Origin of the sequence: Streptomyces sp. NPDC002793, assembly GCF_040295485.1 — a bacterium.
In the GTDB taxonomy this organism is placed as follows: domain Bacteria; phylum Actinomycetota; class Actinomycetes; order Streptomycetales; family Streptomycetaceae; genus Streptomyces.
This window is the reverse complement of record NZ_JBEOVL010000012.1, coordinates 1-26,138: the sequence shown is the minus strand read 5'-3', so window position 1 is coordinate 26,138 and position 26,138 is coordinate 1. Positions and strand designations below refer to the sequence as shown.

At 69.9% G+C, this 26,138-nt stretch carries 22 protein-coding genes and 1 other RNA gene; 4 read left to right on the top strand and 19 right to left on the bottom strand.

The genetic code is table 11. From position 1 onward, the window contains the following. Positions 1-67 precede the first annotated feature (67 nt). The gene (gene murA, locus ABT001_RS14010) at positions 68-1,408 is read left to right on the top strand and encodes a UDP-N-acetylglucosamine 1-carboxyvinyltransferase (protein WP_351276433.1); all 1,341 of its coding nucleotides are present in this window, start codon (positions 68-70) and stop codon (positions 1,406-1,408) included. Between the two features lie 364 nt (positions 1,409-1,772). Here the strand turns inward: murA and ABT001_RS14005 are convergent, their stop codons facing one another. The 11 genes from ABT001_RS14005 to ABT001_RS13955 form a co-directional block, all read right to left on the bottom strand. Then, positions 1,773-2,054, bottom strand: a complete 282-nt coding sequence (locus ABT001_RS14005; protein ID WP_003968811.1) for an HU family DNA-binding protein — start codon at positions 2,052-2,054, stop codon at positions 1,773-1,775. A 401-nt stretch (positions 2,055-2,455) separates the two neighbouring features. After that, positions 2,456-3,889, bottom strand: a complete 1,434-nt coding sequence (locus ABT001_RS14000; RefSeq protein WP_351276431.1) for an NAD-dependent malic enzyme — start codon at positions 3,887-3,889, stop codon at positions 2,456-2,458. Positions 3,890-4,294: 405 nt separating this feature from the next. Next, a complete protein-coding gene (locus ABT001_RS13995) occupies positions 4,295-6,664 on the bottom strand; it encodes a HelD family protein (RefSeq protein WP_351276429.1) in 2,370 nt (789 codons plus the stop codon). Positions 6,665-6,754: 90 nt separating this feature from the next. Beyond that, the gene (locus ABT001_RS13990) at positions 6,755-7,345 is read right to left on the bottom strand and encodes a CGNR zinc finger domain-containing protein (protein ID WP_351276427.1); all 591 of its coding nucleotides are present in this window, start codon (positions 7,343-7,345) and stop codon (positions 6,755-6,757) included. A gap of 122 nt (positions 7,346-7,467) precedes the next feature. Then, positions 7,468-8,031, bottom strand: a complete 564-nt coding sequence (locus ABT001_RS13985; protein ID WP_351276425.1) for a GNAT family N-acetyltransferase — start codon at positions 8,029-8,031, stop codon at positions 7,468-7,470. Positions 8,032-8,052: 21 nt separating this feature from the next. After that, positions 8,053-9,198 (bottom strand): uroporphyrinogen-III synthase, encoded by a 1,146-nt coding sequence (locus tag ABT001_RS13980; RefSeq protein ID WP_351276423.1) that lies wholly within the window; start codon positions 9,196-9,198, stop codon positions 8,053-8,055. Positions 9,199-9,328: 130 nt separating this feature from the next. Next, a complete protein-coding gene (locus ABT001_RS13975) occupies positions 9,329-10,660 on the bottom strand; it encodes a nitrate/nitrite transporter (protein ID WP_351276421.1) in 1,332 nt (443 codons plus the stop codon). 141 nt (positions 10,661-10,801) lie between these two features. Next, positions 10,802-12,001 (bottom strand): acyltransferase family protein, encoded by a 1,200-nt coding sequence (locus ABT001_RS13970; RefSeq protein WP_351276419.1) that lies wholly within the window; start codon positions 11,999-12,001, stop codon positions 10,802-10,804. Then, positions 11,998-14,199, bottom strand: coding sequence for a bifunctional polysaccharide deacetylase/glycosyltransferase family 2 protein (locus ABT001_RS13965; protein ID WP_351276417.1), 2,202 nt, complete (start codon positions 14,197-14,199; stop codon positions 11,998-12,000). The genes ABT001_RS13970 and ABT001_RS13965 overlap by 4 nt, the downstream gene beginning before the upstream one ends. Beyond that, entirely contained in the window at positions 14,200-14,850 is a 651-nt protein-coding gene (locus tag ABT001_RS13960) for a hypothetical protein (RefSeq protein WP_351276415.1), read from the bottom strand. A gap of 165 nt (positions 14,851-15,015) precedes the next feature. After that, positions 15,016-15,987: a LysR family transcriptional regulator gene (locus tag ABT001_RS13955; protein WP_351276413.1), complete on the bottom strand. Its 972-nt coding sequence runs from the start codon at positions 15,985-15,987 to the stop codon at positions 15,016-15,018. Positions 15,988-16,015: 28 nt separating this feature from the next. On the opposite strand from ABT001_RS13955, the gene ABT001_RS13950 reads away from it, so the two are divergent. Further along, entirely contained in the window at positions 16,016-17,290 is a 1,275-nt protein-coding gene (locus tag ABT001_RS13950; RefSeq protein ID WP_502967470.1) for an MFS transporter, read from the top strand. Between the two features lie 415 nt (positions 17,291-17,705). Here the strand turns inward: ABT001_RS13950 and ABT001_RS13945 are convergent, their stop codons facing one another. Together ABT001_RS13945 and ABT001_RS13940 are read right to left on the bottom strand one after the other, a co-directional pair. Then, the gene (locus ABT001_RS13945; RefSeq protein ID WP_351276409.1) at positions 17,706-18,041 is read right to left on the bottom strand and encodes a beta/gamma crystallin domain-containing protein; all 336 of its coding nucleotides are present in this window, start codon (positions 18,039-18,041) and stop codon (positions 17,706-17,708) included. 668 nt (positions 18,042-18,709) lie between these two features. Next, complete coding sequence (locus ABT001_RS13940) at positions 18,710-19,072, bottom strand: MerR family transcriptional regulator (RefSeq protein WP_351276407.1); 363 nt, start codon at positions 19,070-19,072, stop codon at positions 18,710-18,712. Between the two features lie 211 nt (positions 19,073-19,283). Here ABT001_RS13940 and ABT001_RS13935 point away from each other — a divergent pair, with 211 nt between their 5' ends. Then, a complete protein-coding gene (locus ABT001_RS13935) occupies positions 19,284-20,195 on the top strand; it encodes an NmrA/HSCARG family protein (RefSeq protein ID WP_351276405.1) in 912 nt (303 codons plus the stop codon). A gap of 269 nt (positions 20,196-20,464) precedes the next feature. On the opposite strand, the gene ssrA is transcribed toward ABT001_RS13935, so the two are convergent. The 5 genes from ssrA to ftsE form a co-directional block, all read right to left on the bottom strand. Next, positions 20,465-20,852: a transfer-messenger RNA gene (ssrA, locus tag ABT001_RS13930) on the bottom strand. A 131-nt stretch (positions 20,853-20,983) separates the two neighbouring features. Then, positions 20,984-21,472 carry an SsrA-binding protein SmpB gene (gene smpB / locus ABT001_RS13925; protein WP_351276403.1) on the bottom strand — a complete coding sequence of 163 codons (489 nt, stop codon included), beginning with the start codon at positions 21,470-21,472 and terminating at the stop codon, positions 20,984-20,986. Positions 21,473-21,490: 18 nt separating this feature from the next. Continuing rightward, positions 21,491-22,678, bottom strand: coding sequence for a S41 family peptidase (locus tag ABT001_RS13920; RefSeq protein WP_351276401.1), 1,188 nt, complete (start codon positions 22,676-22,678; stop codon positions 21,491-21,493). Positions 22,679-22,746: 68 nt separating this feature from the next. Beyond that, entirely contained in the window at positions 22,747-23,667 is a 921-nt protein-coding gene (gene ftsX, locus ABT001_RS13915) for a permease-like cell division protein FtsX (RefSeq protein WP_351276399.1), read from the bottom strand. 23 nt (positions 23,668-23,690) lie between these two features. Next, positions 23,691-24,380 (bottom strand): cell division ATP-binding protein FtsE, encoded by a 690-nt coding sequence (ftsE, locus tag ABT001_RS13910; protein ID WP_351276397.1) that lies wholly within the window; start codon positions 24,378-24,380, stop codon positions 23,691-23,693. 283 nt (positions 24,381-24,663) lie between these two features. Between ftsE and ABT001_RS13905 the strand changes: the two genes are divergently transcribed. Next, positions 24,664-24,855: a hypothetical protein gene (locus tag ABT001_RS13905; protein ID WP_351276395.1), complete on the top strand. Its 192-nt coding sequence runs from the start codon at positions 24,664-24,666 to the stop codon at positions 24,853-24,855. A gap of 136 nt (positions 24,856-24,991) precedes the next feature. On the opposite strand, the gene ABT001_RS13900 is transcribed toward ABT001_RS13905, so the two are convergent. Continuing rightward, a complete protein-coding gene (locus tag ABT001_RS13900) occupies positions 24,992-25,669 on the bottom strand; it encodes an LPXTG cell wall anchor domain-containing protein (RefSeq protein WP_351276393.1) in 678 nt (225 codons plus the stop codon). Positions 25,670-26,138 lie beyond the last annotated feature (469 nt).

Below are 26,138 nucleotides of genomic sequence, written 5' to 3'. Positions count from 1 at the left end.
GAACGGGGGCCGGGGGCCATTACCCTTTTGATGGCCCCCTGCCCGACCACTTCGGAACGCGAGATACATGACCGGCACAGACGATGTCCTGCTTGTCCACGGCGGCACCCCGCTGGAGGGCGAGATCCGCGTCCGAGGCGCCAAGAACCTGGTGCCGAAGGCAATGGTCGCCGCGCTGCTCGGCAGCGGGCCCAGCCGGCTCCGCAACGTGCCCGACATCCGCGATGTGCGGGTGGTCCGGGGGCTGCTGCAGCTGCATGGCGTGACCGTCCGCCCCGGTGACGAGCCGGGCGAACTCATCCTCGACCCGTCGCACGTCGAGAGCGCGAACGTCGCCGACATCGACGCCCACGCGGGCTCGTCGCGCATCCCGATCCTCTTCTGCGGCCCGCTGCTGCACCGGCTGGGCCACGCGTTCATCCCGGGTCTCGGCGGCTGCGACATCGGCGGACGGCCGATCGACTTCCACTTCGAGGTGCTCCGCCAGTTCGGCGCGACCATCGAGAAGCGTGCGGACGGCCAGTACCTGGAGGCCCCGCAGCGCCTGCGGGGCACGAAGATCCGGCTGCCGTACCCGTCGGTGGGCTCCACCGAGCAGGTGCTGCTGACCGCCGTCCTCGCCGAGGGCGTCACCGAGCTGTCCAACGCGGCTGTCGAGCCGGAGATCGAGGACCTCATCTGCGTACTGCAGAAGATGGGCGCGATCATCTCCATGGACACCGACCGAACCATCCGGATCACGGGTGTCGACCAGCTCGACGGCTACACCCACCGGGCGATCCCGGACCGGCTGGAGGCCGCCTCCTGGGCGTCCGCCGCGCTGGCGACCGAGGGCAACATCTACGTGCGCGGCGCCCAGCAGCGCTCGATGATGACGTTCCTCAACACCTTCCGCCGTGTCGGGGGCGCGTTCGAGATCGACGACGAGGGCATCCGCTTCTGGCACCCGGGCGGCGCCCTGAACGCCATCGCGCTGGAGACGGACGTGCACCCCGGTTTCCAGACCGACTGGCAGCAGCCGCTCGTCGTGGCCCTGACGCAGGCCGCCGGCCTGTCGATCGTCCACGAGACGGTGTACGAGTCCCGGCTCGGCTTCACCTCGGCGCTCAACCAGATGGGTGCGCACATCCAGCTCTACCGCGAGTGCCTCGGGGGCTCCGACTGCCGTTTCGGCCAGCGGAACTTCCTGCACTCGGCGGTCGTGTCCGGACCCACGAAGCTCCAGGGCGCGGATCTGGTCATCCCCGACCTGCGCGGCGGGTTCTCGTACCTGATCGCCGCTCTGGCGGCCCAGGGGACGTCCCGGGTGCACGGTATCGACCTGATCAACCGCGGTTACGAGAACTTCATGGACAAGCTGGAGAAGCTCGGCGCGAAGGTCGAACTGCCGGGCGGCTCACTCGTCTGACACACCGCCCGACGCGCTCCGGCGCACGCACGGTGCTGCCGCACACAGCATTGCGCACCCCGCACCACAGTCCGCCGCCCCGGCCCCACAGAGTTTCCCGTGGGGCCGGGGCGGCGGACTTTTCGGTTACCCGTCGCCCGACGTTCATGACCGGTGTCACCGAAGGCCTGTACAGAGCCCCAGGAGGCGGGCGGCCTTCCCCGGAGCTACCGAGGGGCGCCAGGGCGCCGCAGGCCGCCTCACAGCGCCCGTACGGCCTCTGTGCGCGGGACTTCGGAGGCTCCGGGTACGCCGAAGGGCGGCCGTCCTGGTCGGGACGGCCGCCCTTCTTGCTGCCTGGGGGCTTTGCGCGCCCCCTGAGGCCTTACTTGCCCTTGGCGGCTTCCTTGAGCTTGGAGCCCGCGGAGACCTTCACGCTGTAGCCGGCCGGGATGTTGATCGGGTCGCCGGTCTGCGGGTTACGAGCGGTGCGAGCGGCACGGTGGGTGCGCTCGAAGGTCAGGAAGCCGGGGATGGTGACCTTCTCGTCGCCCTTGGCGACGATCTCGCCGACGGTCTCGGCGAGGGCGGCCAGAACGGCGTCGGCGTCCTTGCGGGTCACCTCGGCACGGTCGGCCAGGGCGGCCACCAGCTCACTGCGGTTCATGTTTGTACTCCCGTGTTCTTCTTGCCTGTGAGGCGTGAGATCGAAGCCGATGCTGCCAGGGCCCTCTGACAGTCCCCGGACCCGGGTCTGATGTCAGACCCTCGCGCCCGAATACGCATCCTGCCCCCACCTGCGGCGCTAACGCCAATCCGGAACCCCTCGACGTCACACGAAAAGCACCACCGCATGCCCGTGATGACGTTCCGTCGACTCCCTGGAGCGGTCCGCAGCGGATGCCGGGCCTGTGGGGCTCGCTGCCCGCCCACCCTAAAGGGGCGTTTGGGACGCCGCGACCCGCGACGCGCCGTACGGGGCGCCCGGACGTGAGCTACGGCACCGTCCGCGGGAGTCGTGGCCGACCCCCGCGGACGGCGTGTGGCGGGCCGCCCGGAGCTACGGCCCTACGCGGGGTCGGTCGCCGCCTCGGCGACTCCGGCCGCCTTCGCGGCCTCGCGGACGGCGCCGGCGACGGCGCCCGCGACCTTGTCGTTGAAGACCGACGGGATGATGTAGTTCGCGTTCACCTCGTCCTCCGCGACGACACCGGCGAGAGCACGCGCCGCGGCGAGCATCATCTCCGTGTTGACGGTGCGGGACTGGGCGTCCAGCAGACCGCGGAAGACACCCGGGAAGACCAGCACGTTGTTGATCTGGTTCGGGAAGTCGGAGCGCCCCGTGGCGACGACGGCCGCGGTCTCGCGGGCGATCGCCGGGTCCACCTCGGGGTCCGGGTTCGCGAGCGCGAACACGATCGCGCCGTCCGCCATGGCCGCGACGTCGGAGCCGTCCAGGACGTTCGGCGCGGAGACACCGATGAAGACGTCGGAGCCGGCGACGGCCTCCTTGAGGGTGCCGGTGACGCCCTCGGGGTTGGTGTTGTCGGCGATCCAGCGCAGCGGCGAGTCCGGGGTGGCGTCCACCAGGTCCTCGCGGTCCGCGTGCACCACACCGTGGATGTCGGCGACGACCGCGTGCTTCACGCCCGCGGCGATGAGGAGCTTGAGGATGGCCGTACCGGCGGCTCCGGCACCGGACATGACGACCCGTACGTCACCGATGGACTTGTCCACCACGCGCAGCGCGTTGGTCAGCGCGGCGAGGACGACGATCGCGGTGCCGTGCTGGTCGTCGTGGAAGACGGGGATGTCCAGGGCCTCGCGCAGCCGTGCCTCGATCTCGAAGCAGCGGGGGGCGGAGATGTCCTCCAGGTTGATGCCCGCGAAGCCCGGGGCGATCGCCTTGACGATCGCGACGATCTCGTCGGTGTCCTGCGTGTCCAGGCAGATCGGCCAGGCGTCGATGCCCGCGAAGCGCTTGAACAGGGCCGCCTTGCCCTCCATCACGGGCAGCGACGCCATCGGACCGATGTTGCCCAGGCCGAGCACCGCCGAACCGTCCGTGACCACCGCGACGGAGTTCCGCTTGATCGTCAGACGGCGGGCGTCCTCGGGGTTCTCCGCGATCGCCATGCAGACCCGCGCCACACCCGGGGTGTAGATCATCGAGAGGTCGTCACGGTTACGGATGGGATGCTTCGACGCCATCTCGATCTTGCCGCCGAGGTGCATCAGGAACGTACGGTCGGAGACCTTGCCGAGGACGACGCCCTCGATGTCCCGCAGACCTTCGACGATCTCGTCCGCGTGCGAGGTCGAGGAAGCCGCGATCGTGACGTCGATCCGAAGCTTCTCGTGACCGGAAGCGGTTACGTCGAGGCCGGTGACAGACCCCCCGGAGGACTCCACGGCCGTGGTGAGCTGGGAGACCGCTGTGCCGCTCGCGGGCACCTCCAGCCTGACCGTCATCGAGTACGAGACGCTGGGCGCCGTTGCCATGGCCGAGTCCTTCGCTTTCCTGAGCTTCGTTGCCGCGCGCGACGCGGGCCGCAGCCCCGTACACGCGTTCCGATCGTCGCACCTACCGGCCGGTAGCAGTTAATGCCTGCCACTTTTCGGAAAGTTTTTTCCACCATACGAGAAGTAGGTGTCCTACGTAACCCGTAAACAGAAACAGACCCGCGCCACCAAGAGGTGACGCGGGTCTGTCTTCTTCAGTCAGGTGACACCGGCCCGCCATGCTCGCCTCGCGGCAAGTGGTCGCTCGAAGCGACTAAGGTTGGGCCCGGGGGCTTGGATCGAGCCGGTGCCGACTCCAGGCTAACAAAGACCCCGGAGAAGTGATTCCCGCGCGACGGGACGACCCGTGAAAGTACTCCGCGCGCGGGAGCCGGCCGCCGCCCCTCAGTCCCTCAGCAGGTCGGGAACACCGTCCTCGTCCGGCATGTCGCGCTCCCCCGAGACCACGGTGAGCTGCTGCGTCGCACGGGTGAGTGCCACGTACAGCACCCGCAGTCCCGCCGGGGACTCGTCGGCGATCTCCGCGGGGGAGACCACCACCGTGGCGTCGTACTCCAGGCCCTTCGCCTCCAGGCTGCCCAGCGCCACGACCCGCTCGCCGAGCTCCTCCAGCCAGGCACGGGCCTCGGCACGGCGGTTCATCGCGACGACCACGCCGACGGTGCCGTCCACCTCCGCGAGCAGCCTGCGGGCCTCCTCGCGGACGGTCGAGGCGAGGTCCCCGTCCCGCACCGTCACGAAGCGCGGCTCCACACCCGTCGAGCGGACCGCCGCCGGGGACTCCATCCCCGGCATGGCCAGCGCCAGCACCTTGGCCGCGAGCTCGGCGATCTCCGCCGGGTTGCGATAGTTCACGGTGAGGGTGAACTGACGCCGCGGCCGGCTGCCGAGCGCCTCGTCACGGGCGGCGGACGCCTCGTCCGGGTCCGACCAGGAGGACTGCGCCGCGTCACCGACGATCGTCCACGTGGCGTGCCGGCCACGGCGGCCGACCATCCGCCACTGCATCGGGGTCAGGTCCTGCGCCTCGTCCACGATGACGTGGGCGTACTCGGTACGCTCCGCCGCCAGCCGCTCGGCCCGCTCCCACTGCGTCTCCTCGCGCTGCGGCATCAGCTCCTCCAGACCGGTGAGCTGGTCCAGCGGGTCGGCCTCCCGCTTCCGCTTCGGGCGGGCCGGAGTCCCCAGCAGGGTCTGCAGCTCGTCCAGGAGCGCCACGTCGTGGACGGAGAGCGGACCCTTGCCGTCCTCGTCCAGCCGCCTCAGCGAACGCGCGAGGCGGCGCACCTCGCCCTGGTTGAGGATCCGGCGCGCCCACCGGTTCAGCCGGCGCTCGTCGGACATCTCGGCCAGCACCCTGCGGGGCGTGAGCTCCGGCCACCAGGCGTTCAGGAAGGCCAGGAACGGGGTCTCGGTGGACACGTCCTCGTCGAACGAGGAACGCAGCTCCGCCACCAGCCCGGGGTCGGTGTAGCGGCCCCGGCCCGACGACTTGTTCCACAGGGCGTCCAGGAGCAGTTTGCGGGCGCGCGGGCGCAGCAGGTTGACCGGCGCGGTGCCGCCCAGGACGTTGTGCCGGATCCGCCGGAGCTCGTCCGCCTCCAGCTCGACACGGGCACCGAAGGCCACCACCCTCAGCCGGGTCGGGGTGCCGGCCTCGGCGGGGGCCTCACCGAACTCCAGCTGCCCCTCCTGGGGGGCGGGCCTGGGCGCGGGCTGCTCCAGCGCCCCGCGGGCCGCCTTGCGCAGCACGTGGAGCATCCGGGACGAGCCCTTGATGCGCGCGACGGCGGGTTCGTCGTAGGTGGTCGCCCCCTCCACGCCCGCGGCCTCGTCGGACAGCGAGCCGACCGCACGGATCGCGACCTGGCCCTCCTCGCCGAGCGAGGGCAGTACCCCCTCGGTGTAGGCGACCAGGAGCGGGGTCGGGGAGACGACGAGGATGCCGCCGGAGTACCGCCGCCGGTCCTGGTAGAGCAGGTACGCGGCCCGGTGCAGGGCCACCGCCGTCTTGCCGGTGCCGGGGCCGCCCGACACCTCGGTGACGGACGCGGCGGGCGCGCGGATCACCAGGTCCTGCTCGGCCTGGATCGAGGAGACGATGTCCCGCATCGTGTGACTGCGGGCCTGCCCCAGCGCGGCCATCAGGGCGCCGTCACCGATCACGGGCAGTTCGTCGCCCTTCAGCCGTGCGGTCAGCTCCGGGCGCATCAGGTCGTCCTCGACCCCGAGGACCCTGCGTCCCTTGGAGCGGATGACCCGGCGGCGTACGACCCTGCCGGGCTCCTTGGGCGTCGAACGGTAGAACGGCGCCGCCGCGGGTGCGCGCCAGTCGATGACCAGCGGCGCGTAGTCGGAGTCGAGCACTCCGATGCGGCCGATGTGGAGGGTCTCCGCGATCTCGGCGGTGTCGTCCTCCCCCACGGCGTCGTCGGCCGCCTCCACGGAGGTGAAGGCGCCGTCCGGGCCGCGTTCGCCGTCCTTGCCGCGCAGCAGGTCGATCCGCCCGAAGAGGAAGTCCTCGAACTCGTTGTTCAGCCGGTTGAGGTGGACTCCGGCCCGGAAGACCTGGGCGTCCCGTTCCGCGAGTGCCCCGGGGGTGCCTACCTGGCCCCGTTTACTGGCGTCCTGCATGAGAAATTCCGCCTCGTCGATCTTCTCTTCGAGACGGCGGTAGACCCGGTCCAGATGTTCTTGTTCGACTCCGATTTCCCGGTCCCGCAACGAATCGACAGCGGCATCCTGCGCGGCCACCGAGGCCCCTTTCTGACGTGCACTGGGCAGCCGTCAACCGTACGCGAAAGGGGGGCCCGAGCGCACCTGTCGCCCGGGTCGCGTTTCACGTCACCGCAGGGCCTTCGCACGGCGTCGGTGCCGGGCCACCCGCTCCCGGTTGCCGCAGACCTCGCTGGAGCACCAGCGGCGTCGTCCGCCCCGTGAGGTGTCCAGGTAGAGCCGTCGGCAGGCGTCTCCCTCGCACCGCCGCAACGCCGCCCGCGCGACCGGGTCCGTCAGCAGGTCCACGGCGTCCCTGGCCACCGCGGCGAGCAGCGCCCCGCACGCCGGTTCGTCGCTCAGCGCCCGTACGAGCGCTCCGCCCTGCCCCCGCACGGCCCGCAGACCCGGTGGGGCTCCCGCTGCCAGCGCGTTGACCCGCTCCAGCGCGCTGTCGGCGCTCGTGCCCGCCAGTTGGGCCGACATCAGCCGGTCGATGCCCGTGCGCAACTGGCGGAAGCGTGCCGCCCAGGTGTCGTCGACGGCTGCCAGCGGTGTCCCGGGCGGGACCAGGCGCGCGGCCACCAGCCAGGCGGCGAGCCGCGCGGGGGAATCGAGCAGTTCGTACGAGCCGGAGGTCTCCGGCCCCGTCGCCACCAGGTCCAGACAGGCGCGACCGGAGTCGAACCGCCGTCCGGGTGCGCCCGTGCCCGCCGCCATGAGCCTGTCACCGCCTCGGGGGTCCTCTGTGGGGGGAGAGGGAGTCACCCCCAGAGTGCCCGCATCCGGCCCGCCCCGGAACCCCTCCTGCCGCCCGGGCCCGCGCCGCGCCGTACGCCCGCTCAGCTCTGCGGCGGGCCGTCGTGCAGGATGCGCTGGAACAGCCGGTGGTCCTGCCACGCGCCGTCGATGTGGAGGTAACGCGGCGCGGTGCCGTAGAGCTCGAAGCCGCACTTGGCCAGCACCCGCTGCGAGGCCGCGTTGTCCAGGACCGTCCCGGCTTCGACCCGGTGCAGGCCCAGGTCGTCCCGCGCGGCTTCGCAGACCCGGGTGACGGCGGCCGTGGCCAGTCCCCGGCCCGCCCGTCCCACGTCGGTCCAGTAGCCGAGGCGGCCGTTGCGGAACGGCCCGCGCTCGATGGCGCCGAGCGTCACGGCGCCCACCACCCGGTCCTCGTCGTCGGCCAGCGCCCAGGGCATCACGCGCCCAGCGTCCCGGTCCGCCAGCAGGCCCGTCAGCCGCTGGAGCTGGCCCTCAGGAGTGAAGTAGAGCTCGGGGCGCACGGGATCCCAGCGGCGCATGTACGCACGGCTGCGGGTCAGGGCCTCGGCGAACGACGCGGCGTCGTCCAGGGTCACGGGCCTCAGCCGGACCCCGTCGGTCAGGGGGTGGGTGTCACTGATCATTCCCTGACCGTAATCCTGCCGTCAGGGCGTGTCGTACTTGGTGTCCGCCGAGGGGTCCAGCGCCAGCCGGTACCCCCGCTTGACGACCGTCTGGATCAGCCGCGGCACCCCGAGCGCCGTACGCAGCCGGGCCATCGCCGTCTCGACGGCGTGTTCGTCCGAGCCGCTGCCGGGCAGCGCCCGCAGCAGGTCGGCGCGGGAGACCACCCAGCCCGGCCTACGGGCCAGCGTGTGGAGCAGGGCCATGCCGGCCGGGGGGACCGGGCGCAGGGCTCCGTCGACCAGCACCGCGTGGCCCCGGATCTCGACCTGGTGGCCCGCGACGGGGAGCGCACGGGCCCGGGCGGGCAGTTGGGCGCAGAGCACCTGGACGAGCGGTCCCAGCCGGAAGCGTTCCGGCTGGAGGGTGTCGATGCCCCTGGCCTGCAGCGGCAGGGCGGTGACCGGTCCGACGCAGGCGGTGACGACGTCGTGGCTCAGGGCGGACAGCACCTCGGGGAGCATGCCGCGGGTCTCCGCCCGGTTCAGGTAGGAGGCGGCGGCGGGGGCGCTGGTGAAGGTGAGGGCGTCCAGGCCCCGGGCGACGGTGAGGTCGAGCATGCGGTCGAGCGGGGCGATGTCCTCCGGGGGCATCCACCGGTAGACGGGTACGCCGACGACCTCGGCGCCCGCCACGCGGAGCGACTCGACGAAGCCGGGCAGGGGTTCGCCGTGCAGTTGGAGGGCGATCCGGCGGCCCGCGACGCCCTCGCCCAGCAGCCGGTCCAGCACCTCGGCCATCGACTCCGACTGCGGCGACCACGCCTCGGTGAGCCCGGCCGCCCGGATGGCGCCCTTGACCTTCGGACCACGGGCCAACAGCTCTATGCCACGCAGCAGTTCGAGGAGTCGGTCACCGATGCCCCAACCGTCGGCGGCCTCGACCCAGCCCCGGAAACCGATGGCGGTGGTGGCGATCACGACGTCGGGGGCGTGGTCGATCAGATCCTTGGTCGCGTCCAGGAGTTCGCTGTCGTCCGCGAGCGGCACGATCCGCAGTGCGGGCGCGTGCAGGACCGCGGCGCCCCTGCGCGTGAGGAGCGTCCCGAGCTCCTCGGCGCGACGGGCTGCGGTCACCCCGACCGTGAAGCCCGCCAGGGGCCCGTGCTGTGCGTCGTCGTCGTGCATGGCGTGATACCCGGCTCTCGTCCCGCTGGTGCTCGATGATGCGGAGGACCGAGACTGTCAACCCTGCGTGACAGTCTCGGTTCTCCTGTATTTCCCGCCCGTTACGTCCTGCGACACACTGTGGTCACGCTCACACCTCGGCATAGCTGAGCTGCGGCTTCGTGGCCACCGCTGCGGTACGCCGAAGGTATACCGCCCACGTGAGGGTGAAGCAGACGGCGTAGAAGCCGAGGAAGCACCAGAAGGCGGCCGTCCCGGCGCCCGAGCTCGCGAAGGACTGACGGAACGCCAGGTTGATCGCGAGACCGCCCAGGGCGCCGATCGCCCCGATGAGTCCCATGGCCGCGCCGGAGAGCCGACGCCCGTACGCCGCCGCCTCCTCGCCGCGCAGGCCCTTGGCCAGGCCGTGGGCGTGGAAGATGCCCGGGATCATCTTGAACGTCGAACCGTTGCCCAGCCCCGTCAGCACGAACAGCGCGATGAAGCCGACGAGGAAGACCGGGAGCGACTCGATTCCGGAGGCGTGGACGACGACGCCGGTCGCCGCCGCCATGGCGGCGAAGTTCCACAGGGTGATGCGGGCACCGCCGTAGCGGTCGGCGAGCCAGCCGCCCGCGGGCCGGATCAGGGAGCCGAGCAGCGGGCCGATGAAGGTGAGCGAGGCGGCCTGCAGCGGGGTCCGGCCGAACTGGGTCTGCAGGACGAGCCCGAAGGCGAAGCTGTAGCCGATGAACGAGCCGAAGGTGCCGATGTAGAGCACCGACATGATCCAGGTGTGCGGTTCGCGTACGGCCTGGAGCGCAGCCCCCGTGTCGTTCTGGACGGGGCGGAGGTTGTCCATCTTGAGCGCGGCGCCCAGGGCGGCGACAAGGATCAGCGGCACGTACACCCCGAGCACGATCCGTGGGTGCGCGGCGCCCGCCGTGCCGATCACCAGCAGGCCGATGAGCTGGACGACCGGTACGCCGATGTTGCCGCCGCCCGCGTTGAGCCCGAGCGCCCAGCCCTTCTTGCGCAGCGGGAAGAAGGCGTTGATGTTCGTCATCGAGGAGGCGAAGTTGCCGCCGCCGATGCCGGTGAGCGCGGCCACGACGAGGAACGTGGTGTACGAGGTGCCGGGCTCCATCACCCAGAACGCGGCGACCGTCGGCACCAGGAGCGACAGCGCGCTGAAGATGGTCCAGTTGCGCCCGCCGAACAGGGCGACCGCGAAGGTGTACGGCACCCGGACGACGGCGCCGACCAGGGTGGCCGTGGAGATCAGGAAGAACTTCCCGGCCGGGTCGACTCCGTACTCCGGTCCCATGAAGAGGACCATGACGGACCACAGGGACCAGATCGAGAAGCCGATGTGCTCCGAGAGCACGGAGAACCACAGGTTCCGGCGGGCCACCTTCTCGCCCGTCGCGCGCCAGAAGGTCTCGTCCTCCGGCTCCCACTGCTCGATCCAACGACCGGCCATCACGCGCCTCCACAGGGGTCGGGGTGTTGTCCTGCCGACGCTAGGGAGTCCGCGTTTCGGTGCGGTGCCGTGAGGTGACCGGTGCGCAACCTTGCTCTCACTCGCCGGCGTGGGGCGCGGTGAGCACCCCACGCCGGCCGGTCAGGCCCGGCGCCTCCGGTCCGCCCCGTTCGGCCACAGGCGGGGCCGGCGCTTGGCGGCGACGTCCTCGACCCAGCCGAACGCCAGGATCGCGAGACCGATCAGCGGCCAGATCGCGAGGAAGGTCAGCACCTCGTACGACCGGTCGATGTACGTGCTGAACGTGTCGCCGAACCACGGGACGGACCAGAGCTGGTCCACGAGGTGCACGGCCGCCATCAGCAGCAGGTTGTGCCACAGGTAGATCGTCACGGCCCTGTTGTTGGCCAGCGTGATCAGGCTGTCCCAGCCGGCGAGCCTGCCGGGGAGCTTCTGCCAGGACGGGGCGTAGACGAGGAGGATCGCGCAGAAGCCGAGGGACCAGGTGGCCTGGGCGAGCGGGATCTCGTCCAGGTTCCAGCCCTCCGCGGTGAGGTGCCCGGACGCCCACCACAGGCCGAAGCCCATGACGATCGCGGCGCACGACACCGCCAGATAGCGCGGGATCTCCTTGAGCAGTCCGTCGTTGTGCGCGAAGCCCAGGATCCAGCAGGACCCGAACACGGCGAAGTCGAGCAGCCCCTCACCGAGGGTGCCGGGCACCGTCACCAGGCCGGTGCCGATCACGGCGGTGAGGGCGATCGGGGCGAGCAGCGTGACCCACGGCAGCTTGCGGAACGCCTTGAGCAGGAGGGGCGAGGCCAGGACGAACCAGAGGTAGGCCCGGATGTACCAGAGCGGTCCCGCGGCCTGGTCCGCCCAGCTCAGCTCCAGCCAGCCGCCCTCCGAGCCGCTCTCCCCGGGAAAGGGGGGCGAGCCGATCGGGAACAGGTAGCTGCCGAGCTTGATGAACCACCACAGCCCCTCCTCCCGGACGGGCTTCCAGCTCAGCGCGAACATCATCGGCACGACGACGAGCGAGAACGCCCACATCGGCGGGAGGAGCCTGCGCAGCCGGCCACGGATCACGCTTCCGGCCGGCCGGGCCAGCGAGCGGGCCATCAGCGAACCCGCCAGGGCGAACATCACGCCCATGGACGGGAAGAGGACGGTCAGCCAGGCCCAGCCGAAGAGGTGGAAGACGACCACGCGGACGAGGGCCACGGCCCTGAGCAGGTCGAGATAGCGGTCACGTCCGGGCCTGGCCGGGGTGGCTCGGGCCTCGGCGGTGGGCAGCGGCGGCGCGGTGTGCGCCGTGTACGTGGCGTCGGGGTAGGTCATGCCACCGGCCTCCGGTCCTTGTGTGTGTCCTTGCGGCGGGTCGGCGCTCCGCCGGGCGCCTCCACCACGCCGGTGCGCCGCAGCTTCTGCCAGCGCAGTCGGCCACCGGTGAGCGCGGTGATCCAGGACTGCAGCAGCACGACGTACATCAGCTGCCGGTAGAGGATCTGCTGGAGCGGCAGCGAGATCAGATGGGTCATGCGCTCCCGGTCGAGCCGGAAGGCGTACGCCGCGCAGACGGCCTGCACCAGCAGGACCCCGAACCAGGCCGCGACCGTCTTCCCCGTCGGGCCGAAGACCAGTCCGTACAGCAGGAAGACGTCGATGAGGGGCGCAAGCAGCGGGGCGACGACCATGAACAGGGAGACGAAGGGCAGCCCCACCCGTCCGAAGCGGCCCGATGGCCCCCGCTCGATGACCGCGCGGCGGTGCTTCCAGATGGCCTGCATCGTGCCGTACGACCACCGGTAGCGCTGTGACCACAGCTGCTGCACGGACTCGGGGGCCTCCGTCCAGGCCCGGGCGTTCTCGGCGTAGACGACGCGCCAGCCGTCGCGGTGCAGCGCCATGGTGACGTCGGTGTCCTCGGCGAGGGTGTCCTCGCTCATGCCGCCGATCCGGTCCAGCGCGCCCCGGCGGAACGCACCGACCGCACCGGGGATGGTGGGCATGCAGCCCAGGAGGTCGTACATCCTGCGGTCGAGGTTGAAGCCCATGACGTACTCGATGTGCTGCCAGGCGCCGATCAGCGAGTCGCGGTTGCCCACCTTGGCGTTGCCCGCGACGGCTCCGACCCTGGGGTCGGCGAAGGGCTGCACGAGCTCGCGCACGGTGGACGGCTCGAAGACCGTGTCGCCGTCCATCATCACGACGATGTCGTGACGGGCGTGCGCGATGCCGTTGTTGAGGGCCGCGGGCTTGCCTGCGTTGCGCTGGCGCACGACCCGGACGTTCGGGATCCACATCGCTTCGACGAGGTCGGCCGTGCCGTCCGTCGAGCCGTCGTCGATGACGATGACCTCGATCGGATGGTCGCTGGCCACCAGGGACCGCACGGTGGCCTCGATGCACGCACGCTCGTTGTAGGCGGGGACGAGGACCGACACGGGCCGGGTGAACGGATCGCCCCAGCTGAAGCCCTTGCGGCGCACCTTCCTGGCGTGCAGGAAGGAGAGCAGCAGCATCAGCCCGAAGCGGACCATGACCAGGACGCCGATGACCGCGAGACCGACCACCAGGGCGCTGGTGACGTGCCCGGAGATGGTCACCGCCCCGACGAAGGCCTTGCCCTTCCAGAGCGCGAACCCGGTGACCGGGGTGTGCGCGCTGGGGGCGCCGAGCGCCGCGGTCAGGTGAGTGAACTCGTAGCCCCGCTCCTGCATCTGGGGCAGGAACCTCCCCAGGGCGGTCACGGTCTGGGACCGGTCGCCGCCGGAGTCGTGCATCAGGATGATGGCGCCGTCGCCGTGCTCGGGCGTGGCCCGCTCGATGATCGCGTCGACACCGGGGCGCTTCCAGTCCTCGCTGTCGGTGTTGTTCACGACGGTGAGGTAGCCGCGGCTGCCGATGTACTGCGTGACCGGCCAGGACTTGTTGTCCATGGCCTCGGAGAACGAGGAGTACGGCGGCCTGAACAGGGAGCTGCGGATGCCGGCCGCGCCCGCGAGCACCAGTTGGTTCTGGGAGAGCTCCCAGTCGATGCGGCTGGTGGTCTGGAAGGAGAGGTCGGGGTGGTTGAAGGTGTGCAGCCCGATCTCGTGCCCCTCGTCGACCATCCGCCGCACGAGGTCCGGGTAGCGCGAGGCCATGGTGCCGGTGACGAAGAAGACGCCGTGCGCGTCGTGCTCCTTGAGCACGTCCAGGACCTTCGGGGTCCAGACGGGGTCGGGGCCGTCGTCGAAGGTCAGGACGATCCTGTGGTCGGGTATCCGGAGCGTCTCGGCGGGCTTGCCCGGTCTTCGGGCGTCTATGACCGGGCCGCCTTCGAGCACGTCGTCCGGCACCTGCGTGATGGGGGCGGGAGCCTGGACGCGGTGGTCGGCGAGGATCTCGCTGTGCACGTATCCGCGCAGCATGAGCATGGAGAGCAGGGCCACAAGGAGGACCGAGGGAAGCAGGTAGCGCATGGGAAGTCTGCGCCGGACGGTCCGCTTCTTCTTCCTCGGGTTGTGCCTGCCCCGCGAAACGGGGGTTGTCATCTACTGAGCGCCTTCTTGTGGTTGCACCGGTGATTCCGAGGGGTCCGGGGACGTCGGCGGGCTCTCCTCCACGGACGGCTCCGCGGTGATCGACGGCGACGACTCGGCGGACGGCTCGTCGGAGGAGGGCGCCTCGGGAGCCGGGTCCGCAGGGGTGATGTCCTGGGGGGCCTCGACGGACACGGGGGCCGAGGCGCTCGCGCCCGGCTCGGCCGGGCCGGCCGTGGGTGCGCCGTCCGAGGGAGCGTGCGTGGCGACGTCGGAGGCCGAGGCGGAGGCGCTGGGCAGGGCCGCGGGGCTCTCCTGCACCACGTCGACACCGGGCGCGGGCCGCACCTCGACCTCTTCCGAGCCCTTCTCCTCCTGCCCGGAGAGCGGCAGCCAGGGAGCGCTGGAGTTCCCCCCGAGGACGGAGACCACGAGCGTCACGGCGTACACGGCGCAGATCGTGGCGAGCACCCAGCCCGCACGTCGGTACGTCTTGCTGCGGCGGCCGCTCTCGTCGACGAACACCGGGCCGTCGGACGGATCGGGAGGGCCGGGTCGAGTGGGCAGTTCGGAGAGCTGACGGCCCAGCCCGTCCAGTTGGACGGTGACCTCGTTCGGCTCATGCGTATGCCCGAGCCGGGTGTTTTCGCGCCAATTTTCCACAGATGTTCGCACTTCCCCCACTCAATGAAACCGGCGCGCGGGAAATGACTGGAATCTTGCCATCGGACCGGGCCCCCACCCTGCCCGCACGCCCCCTGTCACCGCGTACCGAACCTTGAATGTAGCGCACCCCGGCGAAGATCAGAGGTCGGTATCACCAGCTGTTCATGAACGGCGATCCATAAGTGAGAGATCGTCTTCCGGCAGCCACGAATTAGATGGCCTGACCATCCACCCTTCTGTCCCTGCGAGTTCCTCCACCGCGGCACGCAACGCGGTCAGTCCGGGGTGGTCGAGCCCCTTGCGCCAGACCATCAGCAGCGGCGACAGCGGGACGGGCCGCACGAGCGGACGCAGCACCGTCCCGGGCAGTGGCGGGAAGCCCGCGACGGCCAGTACGGGGTTCCCGGTCTTCGCCATGACCCGCTGGAATTCGGCCACTCCGACGGCGAGCGGAGCCGGTGGAGCCAGGACGATGCCCCACTCCGCGAACAGTCCGGACGCGAGATCCGTCCACTCGGCCGTACGCGGATTACCCGCCCCGGCGTAGACGGTCTCACCGGCCAGATCGCCCAGACCGACCTCCTCGCGCCCTGCCAGGGGGTGAGCACGGGGCAGGAGAACAGCCATCGGCTCGTACCGCACCGGCTGTACGGAGAGCTGGGCGAGCGCCACCGGAGGCAGCCCGGCGGCGCGGCCGAAGGAGACGTCGAGCCGCCCGGCGAGCACCTCACCGGCCGCCCAGGTCAGCCCGCTCTCGAAGCGCGCCATCAGCTCGCACTCCGGCGCGAGCTCCCGCGCCCGGGCCAGCACCCGCGCCGCCGTCATCCCGTCGGTGTTCAGATCGACGAGCAGCGGCCGGTCCGCCGGTGCCGTGGCAGCGGCGACGAGGGCGGCGTGCGCGTCGAGCACCCGCCGGGCGTGCGGGAGGAGGCGCTCACCGTCCCCGGTGAGCGTCACGTGCCGGGTGGTGCGCACGAAGAGCTCCCGGCCGAGCTCGCGCTCCAGCCTGCGGATGTCCCGGCTCAGCGCCTGCTGGGCGACGTAGAGCCGGGCGGCGGCACGGGTGAAGTGCAGCTCCTCGGCCACGGTGACGAAGCCGCGGAGGAGCCTGGGGTCGATGTCGGGGGTAGGCACGTCGGCAATCTACAACAGCAGTGCGTCAATGGGCCCTGATCAGGTGTTGGACGCCGCGGGGCACGGACCCGAGGGTGGACGCGTGCCCCAGGAAACCGCCACTGCCCCTCTGCCTCGTTCGGGTCCGTACCTGCGACTGCTCGCCACCCCAGGCGCCCGCGCCTTCACCGCGGGCGCCCTCCTCGCCCGCATGCCCATGGGCATGTTCAGCGTCAGCGCCGTCATCATGATCGCCGGGGAGCACGGTTCGTACGCCCTCGCGGGCGCCGTCACCGCGACCGGCCTGGCCGCGACAGCCGTGGTCGCCCCCTGGACCGCACGGCTCGTCGACCGGCACGGCCAGGCCAGGATCGCGGTGCCCGCAACGGCGATCGCGGTACTCGGCTCGCTGGCCCTGGTGCTCTGCGTGCACTACGACGCACCGGTCTGGACGCTCTTCGCCGCGTACGCCGCGACGGCCACCAGTCCGAACACCGGCGGGATGTCACGGGCTCGCTGGGCCCATCTGCACCGGGGCGACCCGGGGGCCCTGCACACCGCCAACTCCTTCGAACAGGCCGCCGACGAGCTGTGTTTCATGCTCGGCCCGGTCGTCGCCGCGTCCCTGTGCGGGGCGCTGTTCCCCGAAGCCGGCACGCTCACCGGCGCGATCCTGCTCATGACCGGCGTCCTGGTCTTCGCCGCCCAGCGCGCGACGGAGCCCCCGGTGGCGCCCCGCACACCTGCGGCCTCACCGCTGCGCACCCCGGGCGTGCCCGCGCTGCTGATCGTCTTCCTGGCCACGGGGGCGGTGTTCGGGTCGATGGAGGTCGTCTCCATCGCCCACGCGGGGGGCGCCATCCTGGCCCTCCAGGCAGCCGGCTCCTGTGTGGCGGGCCTGGTCTACGGCTCGTTGCGCCCCGCCGGGGACGTGCACGGCAGGCTGCTGTTCTGCCTGGCCTGCATGACGGCCCTGATGTCACTCCCCCTGCTGGCCGCGACCACGACCGACGCACTGCCGGTGCTGGCCGGCTGCCTGCTGCTGGCCGGGGCGGCCACGGCCCCCACCATGGTCACCGGCATGACACTGATCCAGCGGCTCACCCCGGCGGCACAGATCAACGAGGGCATGACGCTCGCCGTCACGGCGCTCCTGGGCGGCATAGCGGCGGGTTCGGCGGCGGGCGGCTGGCTGGTGGAGCACGCCGGGACGGTCGCCGGGTACGGAGCGCCGATGTGCGCGGCGGCGCTGGCCCTGGTCATCGCCACGGCGGCGCACCTGGTGCGGCGCCGGTCGGTTGTTCCGGTCAGGGTGCGGTCATGAGATTGCGGAGGCTGCCGACCAGGGCGTGGACGTCACGCTCGGCGGGCACCTCTACGGGGAGCCGAGCACCGGGATCCCGATGGGCGACTGTTCAACACCTGACGACCGGCGGCCGCCCCCTCGTCCTCGACCAGTGTGTGCACGACGGAGTCACGCCACTCGCCGGCCTCCCCCTGACCTCAGAGCTGCCGGCAACGGTCCGGAACTCTGAACGAGTCGTGGTCCCCACCCCCGTATGCGCGGGTGGGGACCGCCCGCCGTGTGCGCCCGTGGCCACCGCCTCGTGCACATGATGGCCAACAGCAACGACCTGGGCAGGCCGGCGAGTCGCCTCATCGCCGAGCCGCGTCCTGAGGCGGCGGTTGTTTCGCCGACATCAGTGCATCTCAGCAGCGAGAACGGCGGACAGGCCCACTCAAAGGATGCGCAGCCGGGTGATGCGCTGCGGAGTGCCGTCCAGGATGCCCTTCTTCTGCCACTTGTCCATGCTGATGGTGCGTCCGTTGGACACGAACCGGATCTTGTTGTTTCCCGAGGCGACCCCGGTCACGTTGGAGAACTGCCTGTTGGTCACCCCGGCGTTGGCCATGCAGAAGCTGCTGGCGCCGTTGTTGTAGGTGACCTTGACGATGTCGGTCCTGGAGTCGCACGGCGTGCTGTTTATGGCTGCCGCTGAACTGATCGGCAAGGCGACCACCACAACTCCCGTTGCGATGACTCCGACAGCAAACCGCTTGAGCGAGCGTTCCATCATTACTCCTGTTTTGCAGTGATCCTGTTTTTGTTACTTCGAGTTGTTTTTGGCAAAGAATTGCCGGACTCCACCGGGCCGGTTACCTGCGAGCCCGCGCTCGGCGTGACGGGCCCCAGCGGCCTGCCCCACAGACCACTCCGCACCAAGAGGCAGTTCACACAGATCAGATAACGCTGACGGCATCACAAGACGTCAGCGCATCGAGCTTTTCACTTTGTTGACGCCTCTCAAGGCCAGAGTGATCAGCAGAACGAGAGGATATCGATTCGCTCCATGTGACGATCTTTTCGCACAGAGGACAACAGAGCGTCGGCCGCGGGGAGGAAGGCGGCCTAGTTCGCAGGACCTAGTGTTGCGACCCGCAGGGTTGTCCACGTGGCTGTCGGCGGGTGGCCTCCGACAGCAGGGCTCGATCAAGTTCCCTGCGGTCCGGGGTTGTTGCCGATGCCCAGGAATGGGAGGGCTCGTTCGGGCTGGTCTCGGATTGTCCGGGTGGTCTTGGCGATGCTGGTCGCTCCGAGGATTTGAGCAGGCCGATGGCGAGGTTGTGGAAGGTGGCCATGGCGCGAGGTCCGGTGCCGGTGTGGAGGGTGGAGGCGTCCTCGACGTAGGTCACGTCTCTGATGTGGTGCAGGGCTTCGATGCGCCGCTCGGGCCGCCCTGCTTCAGGATGGACTTCCTGTTCCGTCATGATTGCGCGCCTCGGTGATGCAGTGGTGCAACCGGTTCCGCACGTCCCGCAGGTCCGCCATCTGCCGGTCGAGGCGGTCGAGTTCGGCCGCGAGCAGCTCCAGCAGCTCCTGTGACGCCTCACCCGAGTCGGCGAAGGGCAGCACCTCGCGGATGGTTCTGCTCGGCAAGCCCACGGAGTAGAGCTGCTGGATAAGCCTGACCCGTTCGACGGCACCGGCCGGATACTGGCGCTGGCCACCCGGATTCCGGGTGGAGTACAGCAAGTCCTGCTGCTCGTAGTAGCGCAGCGCCCTGACGCTGACGCCCGCCTTCGCGGCTACCTCTCCGATCCGCATGCGCGACCTCCTGACGTGACTCCGCGCCTCGCTTGCACCTGACGTTGGCGTCAGGTTTTAGCGTAGTGGACACGGCGCGGACCATCCCGCGCGAATCCCGGGGCAGGCCCGTGACCAGCCTGTCTCCCACTCATTTTTCAGTAACCCTGGAGAAATCAGCGATGTTCATCAGGAGCACGTCCGTGATCGCCGAAAACGCAGCGTGGTCGGCATGACCAATATCAACAAAACCGTCGTCGTCCTGGGCGCCACGGGGCAGCAGGGAGGCTCGGTCGCCGCCGCGCTGCGGGCCGACGGCTGGGGGGTGCGCGCGGTCGTGCGCGATCCGTCCGGTCACCGGGCCCGTTCCCTCTCAGCCTCCGGCGTCGAAACTGTCCGCGGTGACCTCGGGGATCCCGAGTCGCTCCGAGCGGCCTTCTCCGGCACCCACGGTGTCTTCAGTGTCCAACCGAATTCCGGCCAGGTCGGCGCCGACATGACCAATGAGGACGAGGTCCGCTTCGGCACAGCGGTGGCGGACATCGCCGAGCGCTGCGGCGTCGCCCACCTCGTCTACAGTTCGGCGGTCACCGCGGGCTCGACGACGGGCGTCGACCATCTCGACACCAAGAACCGTATCGAGGCCCATCTTCGGAATCTGGACATCGCCGACACCATCATTCGACCCGCCACGTTCATGGAACTCCTGGTGACCCCCGAAACGGGTCTCGACCGGGGTGGACACCTGTCATTCCTGATGCGCCCCGACCAGGCCATGCAGTTCATCGCGGTACGGGACATCGGCCGCATCGTCGCCACGGTCTTCGGCTCACCCGATCGCTACGTCGGCCGCGTCATGGAGATTGCCGGTGACACTCTCACCGGCAAGGCCCTGGCCGAGCATCTGACCCGGGCCGCCGGCCGGCCGATCAGCTACAGCCGCCTGCCGGCACAGGGCGAGGTCCTCAGCAAGTTGGAAGCACTCGTCGACGACGGCAGGCTGGCGGGAAACGCGAACCTTGACGCGTTGCGCACGGAATTCCCCTTCCTGCTGCGCTTCGACCGCTGGCTGGCCGGCCCTGGTGCGCGCCTCCTCGATGAGGCGCTCGGTTCCACGGACGACACCGACATCGCTCCGCGCTGAACGAGGCCTCGAGCGCTTTCCGACCTGGCCGGGCAGGCGGTGGTCGGGTGGAAGGCGGTGTCCGGACGTGCGGAAGCTCCTGGCGGACGGGTTAACGACCAAGATCGCCTGTCCCACCGGGAGCTTCCGCCTGCTTGTCCACCTATCCGGCATCGATGTGTCCACGTCGACTGCGCTACCTACCGGCCCTCTGCGGGCCCCTGCGTCCGCACGACGCGAAAAAGCCTCCGCCCCGCGAGTGAACTCGCGGGGCGGAGGCTTACATGGGGTGGTGGAGATGGCGGGAATCGAACCCGCGTCCAACGGTGCGGAACCAGGGCTTCTCCGAGTGCAGTTCGCTACGCTTTTCTCGGCCCCGGAGGTCACGCGAACAAGCCTCCGACAGGCCCAGTCACTGTTTGATTTCCTTCTAGGCCCCGTGACCGGGCTTAGAAGTTTAGATCCCTAGTTGATGCCAGGATCCGGGTCGGGATCACTCCCGGGCTGACACTCCGCAGAGTCTTCGCTTAGCTGCTAATTAGGCAGCGAGGGCGAAGGCGGAGGAATCGCGCTTGGAATTGGCGATTATTGTTTGCGACATATGGTTTACGAGATCATTGCCGCTTCCTCGACTCGCTTCCCCTGCTTCGACATCCGCTGTCGAAACCGATCATCCCCATGTTGTTTTTTCAAATACGCACACCCTCTGTGGGGTGCACGGCCCATCGTACGTGAACAACGCACGCGGATGCCACCGTATTCCGGCGGCTCCGGGGCGCGGGCCCCGGGATCGTCCGGTGCGGGCTCGGCTAGGCGCTGCGCTGGCGCCGGCGGGCCGCCGAGATCGCGCGGTTCGTCTCCCGCGTGTCCTGCTTCTCGCGCAGCGTCTGGCGCTTGTCGTACTCCTTCTTGCCCTTGGCGAGCGCGATCTCGACCTTGACGCGGCTGCCCTTGAAGTACAGCGCGAGCGGCACGATCGTGTGACCCGACTCCTGCGACTTCGCCTGGAGCTTGTCGATCTCGGCCCGGTGCATGAGCAGCTTGCGCTTGCGCTTGGCGGAGTGGTTGGTCCAAGTGCCCTGGACGTACTCGGGGACGTGGATGTTGTGCAGCCACGCCTCTCCGTTGTCGATCTGGACGAAGCCGTCGACCAGCGACGCCCTGCCCATCCGCAGCGACTTCACCTCCGTACCCATCAGCGCGAGGCCGCACTCGTAGGTGTCGAGGACGTGGTAGTCGTGCCGCGCCTTCTTGTTCTGCGCAATCATCTTGCGCCCGGTGTCTTTTTCCTTGGCCATAGTGCGGTCATTTTCGCACTACGACCCACCCCCGAGGCCACTCAATACCGTCCGGCCCCGCTCCTGGGCCTCAGGACCGGCCCCGACGTCCGGTGTGATTCCGGTTCCCTCGACGCTGCGGCCCGCCGGAGTGCGGTAGTGCCCGACGGTCAGCTCGGCCACCGAGCCCCCCGGGAGCTTGCTGGGCATCTGCACGGACCCCTTGCCGAAGGTGCGTGACCCCACGGTCACGGCCCGCCCGCGGTCCTGCAAGGCGCCGGTCAGCAGTTCGGCGGCGCTCATCGTGCCGCCGTCGACCAGGACGACCACGGGCCTGCCGGTGTCGCCGCCGGGCTCCGCGTACAGGGCGCGCTCCTCACCGTGCACGTCGTACGTGGCGACGAGCCCGCCGTCCAGGAACGCGGAGGAGGCGGTGACGGCCTCGGTGACCAGTCCGCCCGCGTTGGCCCGGAGGTCCAGGAGGATCCCGGCGTCCCCGGGCGCCTCGTCCACGGCCTCACGGACGGCGGTGCCGGCGCCCTTGGTGAACGCGGCGACCTTGATCAGTACGGCGGAGGAAGGATCGGGGCCGAGGCGCCGGACGCTCACCGGGTCCGTGCTGAGGCGGGCCCTGCGCAGGGTCGTGGTCCAGGAGTGGGCGCCCCGGCTCAGCCCGAGGACCACGGAGGAGCCCTCGGCCGCCCGCGTCCGGTCCCCGCGCAGCAGTGCGACCACTTCGGCGACGGGGCGCTTGCCGACCGCGCGGCCGTCCACCGTGCGCAGCAGGTCTCCCTTGCGTACGCCGGCCCGGTCCGCCGGACCACCGGCCTTGACCCCGGTCACGGTGACCTCGCCGCGTTCCGAGCGGCGGGCGGAGACCCCCACCCCGGTGTACGAGCCGTCGAGGGCCTGCTCGAACTCCTCGTACTCCCGCTCGTCGTACACCGCGCCCCAGCGGTCCCCGCTGCGGCTGACGACGTCCTCGGCGGCCTCGGCTCCGGACTTCCCGTCGGCCTCCGCGTCGGCGACCGCGTCCGCGATCTCCTCGCGGTCCACGGGATCCACGTCGGAGGCGACCGCACGGGTCTTTATCCTCGTGCCCGTGTCGTCCTCGCGGGGCAGGGACCCGGTGGCCGCGGCGGTGGCAAGCACGCTCGCGAACACCAGCGTCAGGGCCGCCCCGCGGCAGACGCCGCGGGGTTTCAAAAGGTACGTATGGCCCGGCATGTGGCCGAGTGTAGGACAACGCCCCGTCCGCACACGGCTTGTTGGCCGCATGCCGAACGGGGCGCTCGTCACACCTTGAGGTACTTGCGCAACGCGAAGAGAGCGGCAACGGCGGGCATCAGCAACCCGATCGCGAGGACCAGCGGAAGCTTCGTGAGCACCGCCTCCCAGCCGATGAAGTCGATCAGGTTCAGCTTCTCCTGGAGCGCGAGACCGCCGTCGATCAGGAAGTACCTCGCCGCTATCAGGATCACGCAGGCGAGCAGTCCGCCGATCAGGCCGGCGAACGCGGCCTCCATGATGAACGGCATCTGGATGTAGAAGCCCGAGGCCCCCACCAGCCGCATGATGCCCGTCTCCCGCCTCCGGCTGAACGCCGAGACGCGGACGGTGTTCACGATGAGCATCAGCGCAATGACCAGCATCAGCCCCATCAGGAAGATCGCGGCCACGTTCATGCCGTTCATCAGCTCGAAGAGGTTGTCGAGGATGCTCCGCTGGTCCTGGACGGACTGCACCCCGTCACGGCCCTCGAAGGCCGTCGCGACCACCTTGTACTTCGTCGGGTCCTTCAGCTTGACCCGGTACGACTCCTGCATCTGGTCCGGCGTGATGTTGCCGGCCATCGGCGAGTCGCCGAACTGCTCCTGGTAGTGCTTGTACGCCTCGTCGACCGTCTCGAAGAGGACCGGCTTCTCGACGGCCTCCATCTTCTCGAGGTCGGCCTTGATCTCCTTCTTCTGCTCCGCCGTGACGGCGCCCTTGGCGCACTTGGGCACGTCCTTGGCGTCGTTCTTGTTGCAGAGGAAGATCGAGACGTTGACCTTGTCGTACCAGTAGGTCTTCATCGAGCTGACCTGCTCGCGCATCAACAGCGCACCGCCGAACAGGGCGAGCGAGAGGGCGACGGAGACCACGACCGCGAAGGTCATCGTGAGGTTACGACGAAGACCGACGCCGATCTCCGACAGGACGAACTGGGCGCGCATGGCGTCCTTTCAGTACTCGATGCTCAGTGCTGGTAGCCGTAGACGCCACGCGCCTGGTCACGTACGAGACGGCCCTGCTCGAGCTCGATGACGCGCTTGCGCATCTGGTCGACGATGTTCTGGTCGTGGGTCGCCATGATCACGGTGGTGCCGGTCCGGTTGATCCGGTCCAGCAGCTTCATGATGCCCACGGAGGTCTGCGGGTCGAGGTTGCCGGTCGGCTCGTCCGCGATCAGCAGCATGGGGCGGTTGACGAACGCCCTCGCGATCGCGACGCGTTGCTGCTCACCACCGGAGAGCTGACCGGGCATCCGGTCCTCCTTGCCCCCGAGACCCACGAGGTCGAGGACCTGCGGCACGGCCTTGCGGATCTCGCCGCGCGGCTTGCCGATGACCTCCTGCGCGAAGGCCACGTTCTCGGCGACGGTCTTGTTGGGGAGGAGCCGGAAGTCCTGGAAGACGGTGCCCAGCTGGCGGCGCATCTGAGGCACCTTCCAGTTGGACAGCCGCGCGAGGTCCTTGCCGAGCACGTGGACCATGCCCGTGCTGGCGCGCTCCTCCCGGAGGATGAGCCGCATGAAGGTGGACTTGCCGGAGCCGGAGGAGCCCACCAGGAAGACGAACTCGCCCTTCTCGATGTCGAGTGAGACGTCCCGGAGAGCTGGACGGCTCTGCTTCGGGTAGGTCTTGGAGACGTTGTCGAATCGGATCACGGATGCACCACGGTCGGCCGGGGGTAGGTGAGCGTGACCATACGCGAACCAGGTGAGGGCGTGCAGTCGGCGCCCGTCAATGAGGGATTTGTGACAGAAAGCGGCAGGGAACGAAACGGGGCGTGCCGGACCTCGGTCTGATCCGACCGCGAGGCCCCCGGTCACGGGCCGCGCCCGAAGCCGCGCGAGCTGGCACAGTGGTAGGGGGAACGGTTGCGTTTCCCGGAGCGTTGTGCGGAGAGAACGTGGAAGCGGCTCCCGCCGCGCGGGAGGAGGAATGCGCATGACCTATGACCGACTGGTGTGCGCGAACTGCGCGGCACCCGTGAACGAGGGCCGTTGCCGTGTGTGCCGGGCCAGCAGGGAGCGGCAGCCGGACCAGGGACCGTTCGCGGGGCTCAACCCGGCGATGCTGATAGCGCTGATGGTGATCCTGGTCGCCGCCCTGGCACTGCTGGCGCACCAGGCCGCCTGAGCGGTCCGGCGGCACCCCGCCGGCGAGCGGCGGGTCCGAGACGTGCGCGTACGGCCGCAGGAGCGGTTCCGGTACGCCGAAGGGCCCGGGAGAGTCGAAAGCCTCTCCCGGGCCCTTCAGTGTGCGCTGACGGGTGTCAGGCGGCCGTGCGACCGCCACCGGCCAGACGCGGCAGGATGCGGAAGCCGATGCCACCGGCGATCATCGTCGCGGCACCGATCAGCAGGAACGTGGTCTCGGCCGCACCGGTCTCGGCGAGCTCGTCCTTGCCCTTGCTCTGCTCGACCGGCTGGTTGCCGATGCTGTCCGTGTCGGTGTTGTCACCGGCGTCCGGGTAGACCGGGTCAGCGGTGGACCCACCGGAGGGGCCTTCGGTCGGTCCACCGGTGGGGCCGTCGGTCGGCTCATCGGTGGGCTCGTCGGTCGGGGGCTCCTCCGTGGGAGGCTCCTCCGTCGGCGGCTCCTCGGTCGGGGGCTCCTCCGTGGGGGGCTCCTCGGTCGGCGGCTCCTCGGTGGGAGGCTCCTCCGTCGGGGGCTCCTCGGTCGGCGGCTCCTCCGTGGGAGGCTCCTCCGTCGGCGGCTCCTCCGGGGTCTCACCCGGGTTCGGCGGCTCTACGGTCGGGTCATCACCGGGCTCCTCGGCGCCGAGGCCCAGGTCGACGTCGACGTCGGCGCTGACCTCGGTCCCGTCGATTCCCAGACCCAGGCCGAGGCCCGCGGCCTGTGCTGCGCCCGCTGCGGTGAGCGAGGCACCCGCGGCAATAACCGCACCAGCGGCTATCCGCGCGACGCGGATTCGCGTCTTCTTGGTCATCTGTTGCTACCCCCAGTAGCTGATCTCGTCGATGGAGCAGCCTCATGCGGTCCACGGCCCTGCGGGGTCATTCGTACTGCAGGGCCACGCCGTACCGTGGTCATCCCGCCCGCCCCCGATCACACCTGTCCCAGACATAAGCGTGCTGCCCTAGCACCCTGTCCAGAGTTAAGGACTACGTCAAGGCCATTCCGGGGTCATTAGGGCGGCTATGGGGGAACTTGACGGGTATTCGGAATCACGACTGTGACTCATTCGCCACATCCTCCCCCGTTATCTTTTTCGCGGTCCTGCAATGGGACCGCTGGCCTCCGGGCCCGGCATGACTGTGTCCCCCTGTCGAAGACATGACCTGGGGGGTGGTGTCACCGGGTCCGGGAGGTGCCGTCGGAGACGCTGATGAGAGGTCCGGCCACCGTCCGGTCCGGCGCAATGCCGGGCAGTTCGCGGGCGGCAGGTCTGCATAACG

Excerpts from the sequence above, each read along its gene's own strand:
- ABT001_RS13920 (WP_351276401.1), bottom strand. The coding sequence starts at position 22,678 with ATGCCGGGCCATACGTACCTTTTGAAACCCCGCGGCGTCTGCCGCGGG.
- ABT001_RS13900 (WP_351276393.1), bottom strand. The coding sequence starts at position 25,669 with ATGACCAAGAAGACGCGAATCCGCGTCGCGCGGATAGCCGCTGGTGCG.
- ABT001_RS13980 (WP_351276423.1), bottom strand. The coding sequence starts at position 9,198 with ATGCACGACGACGACGCACAGCACGGGCCCCTGGCGGGCTTCACGGTC.
- ABT001_RS13965 (WP_351276417.1), bottom strand. The coding sequence starts at position 14,199 with ATGACAACCCCCGTTTCGCGGGGCAGGCACAACCCGAGGAAGAAGAAG.
- smpB (WP_351276403.1), bottom strand. The coding sequence starts at position 21,472 with ATGGCCAAGGAAAAAGACACCGGGCGCAAGATGATTGCGCAGAACAAG.
- ABT001_RS13940 (WP_351276407.1), bottom strand. The coding sequence starts at position 19,072 with ATGCGGATCGGAGAGGTAGCCGCGAAGGCGGGCGTCAGCGTCAGGGCG.
- ABT001_RS13935 (WP_351276405.1), top strand. The coding sequence starts at position 19,284 with ATGACCAATATCAACAAAACCGTCGTCGTCCTGGGCGCCACGGGGCAG.
- ABT001_RS13970 (WP_351276419.1), bottom strand. The coding sequence starts at position 12,001 with ATGACCTACCCCGACGCCACGTACACGGCGCACACCGCGCCGCCGCTG.
- ABT001_RS13985 (WP_351276425.1), bottom strand. The coding sequence starts at position 8,031 with ATGATCAGTGACACCCACCCCCTGACCGACGGGGTCCGGCTGAGGCCC.
- ftsX (WP_351276399.1), bottom strand. The coding sequence starts at position 23,667 with ATGCGCGCCCAGTTCGTCCTGTCGGAGATCGGCGTCGGTCTTCGTCGT.
- ABT001_RS13945 (WP_351276409.1), bottom strand. The coding sequence starts at position 18,041 with ATGGAACGCTCGCTCAAGCGGTTTGCTGTCGGAGTCATCGCAACGGGA.
- murA (WP_351276433.1), top strand. The coding sequence starts at position 68 with ATGACCGGCACAGACGATGTCCTGCTTGTCCACGGCGGCACCCCGCTG.
- ABT001_RS13950 (WP_502967470.1), top strand. The coding sequence starts at position 16,016 with ATGGGCCCTGATCAGGTGTTGGACGCCGCGGGGCACGGACCCGAGGGT.
- ABT001_RS13975 (WP_351276421.1), bottom strand. The coding sequence starts at position 10,660 with ATGGCCGGTCGTTGGATCGAGCAGTGGGAGCCGGAGGACGAGACCTTC.
- ABT001_RS14005 (WP_003968811.1), bottom strand. The coding sequence starts at position 2,054 with ATGAACCGCAGTGAGCTGGTGGCCGCCCTGGCCGACCGTGCCGAGGTG.
- ABT001_RS14000 (WP_351276431.1), bottom strand. The coding sequence starts at position 3,889 with ATGGCAACGGCGCCCAGCGTCTCGTACTCGATGACGGTCAGGCTGGAG.
- ABT001_RS13990 (WP_351276427.1), bottom strand. The coding sequence starts at position 7,345 with ATGGCGGCGGGCACGGGCGCACCCGGACGGCGGTTCGACTCCGGTCGC.
- ABT001_RS13905 (WP_351276395.1), top strand. The coding sequence starts at position 24,664 with ATGACCTATGACCGACTGGTGTGCGCGAACTGCGCGGCACCCGTGAAC.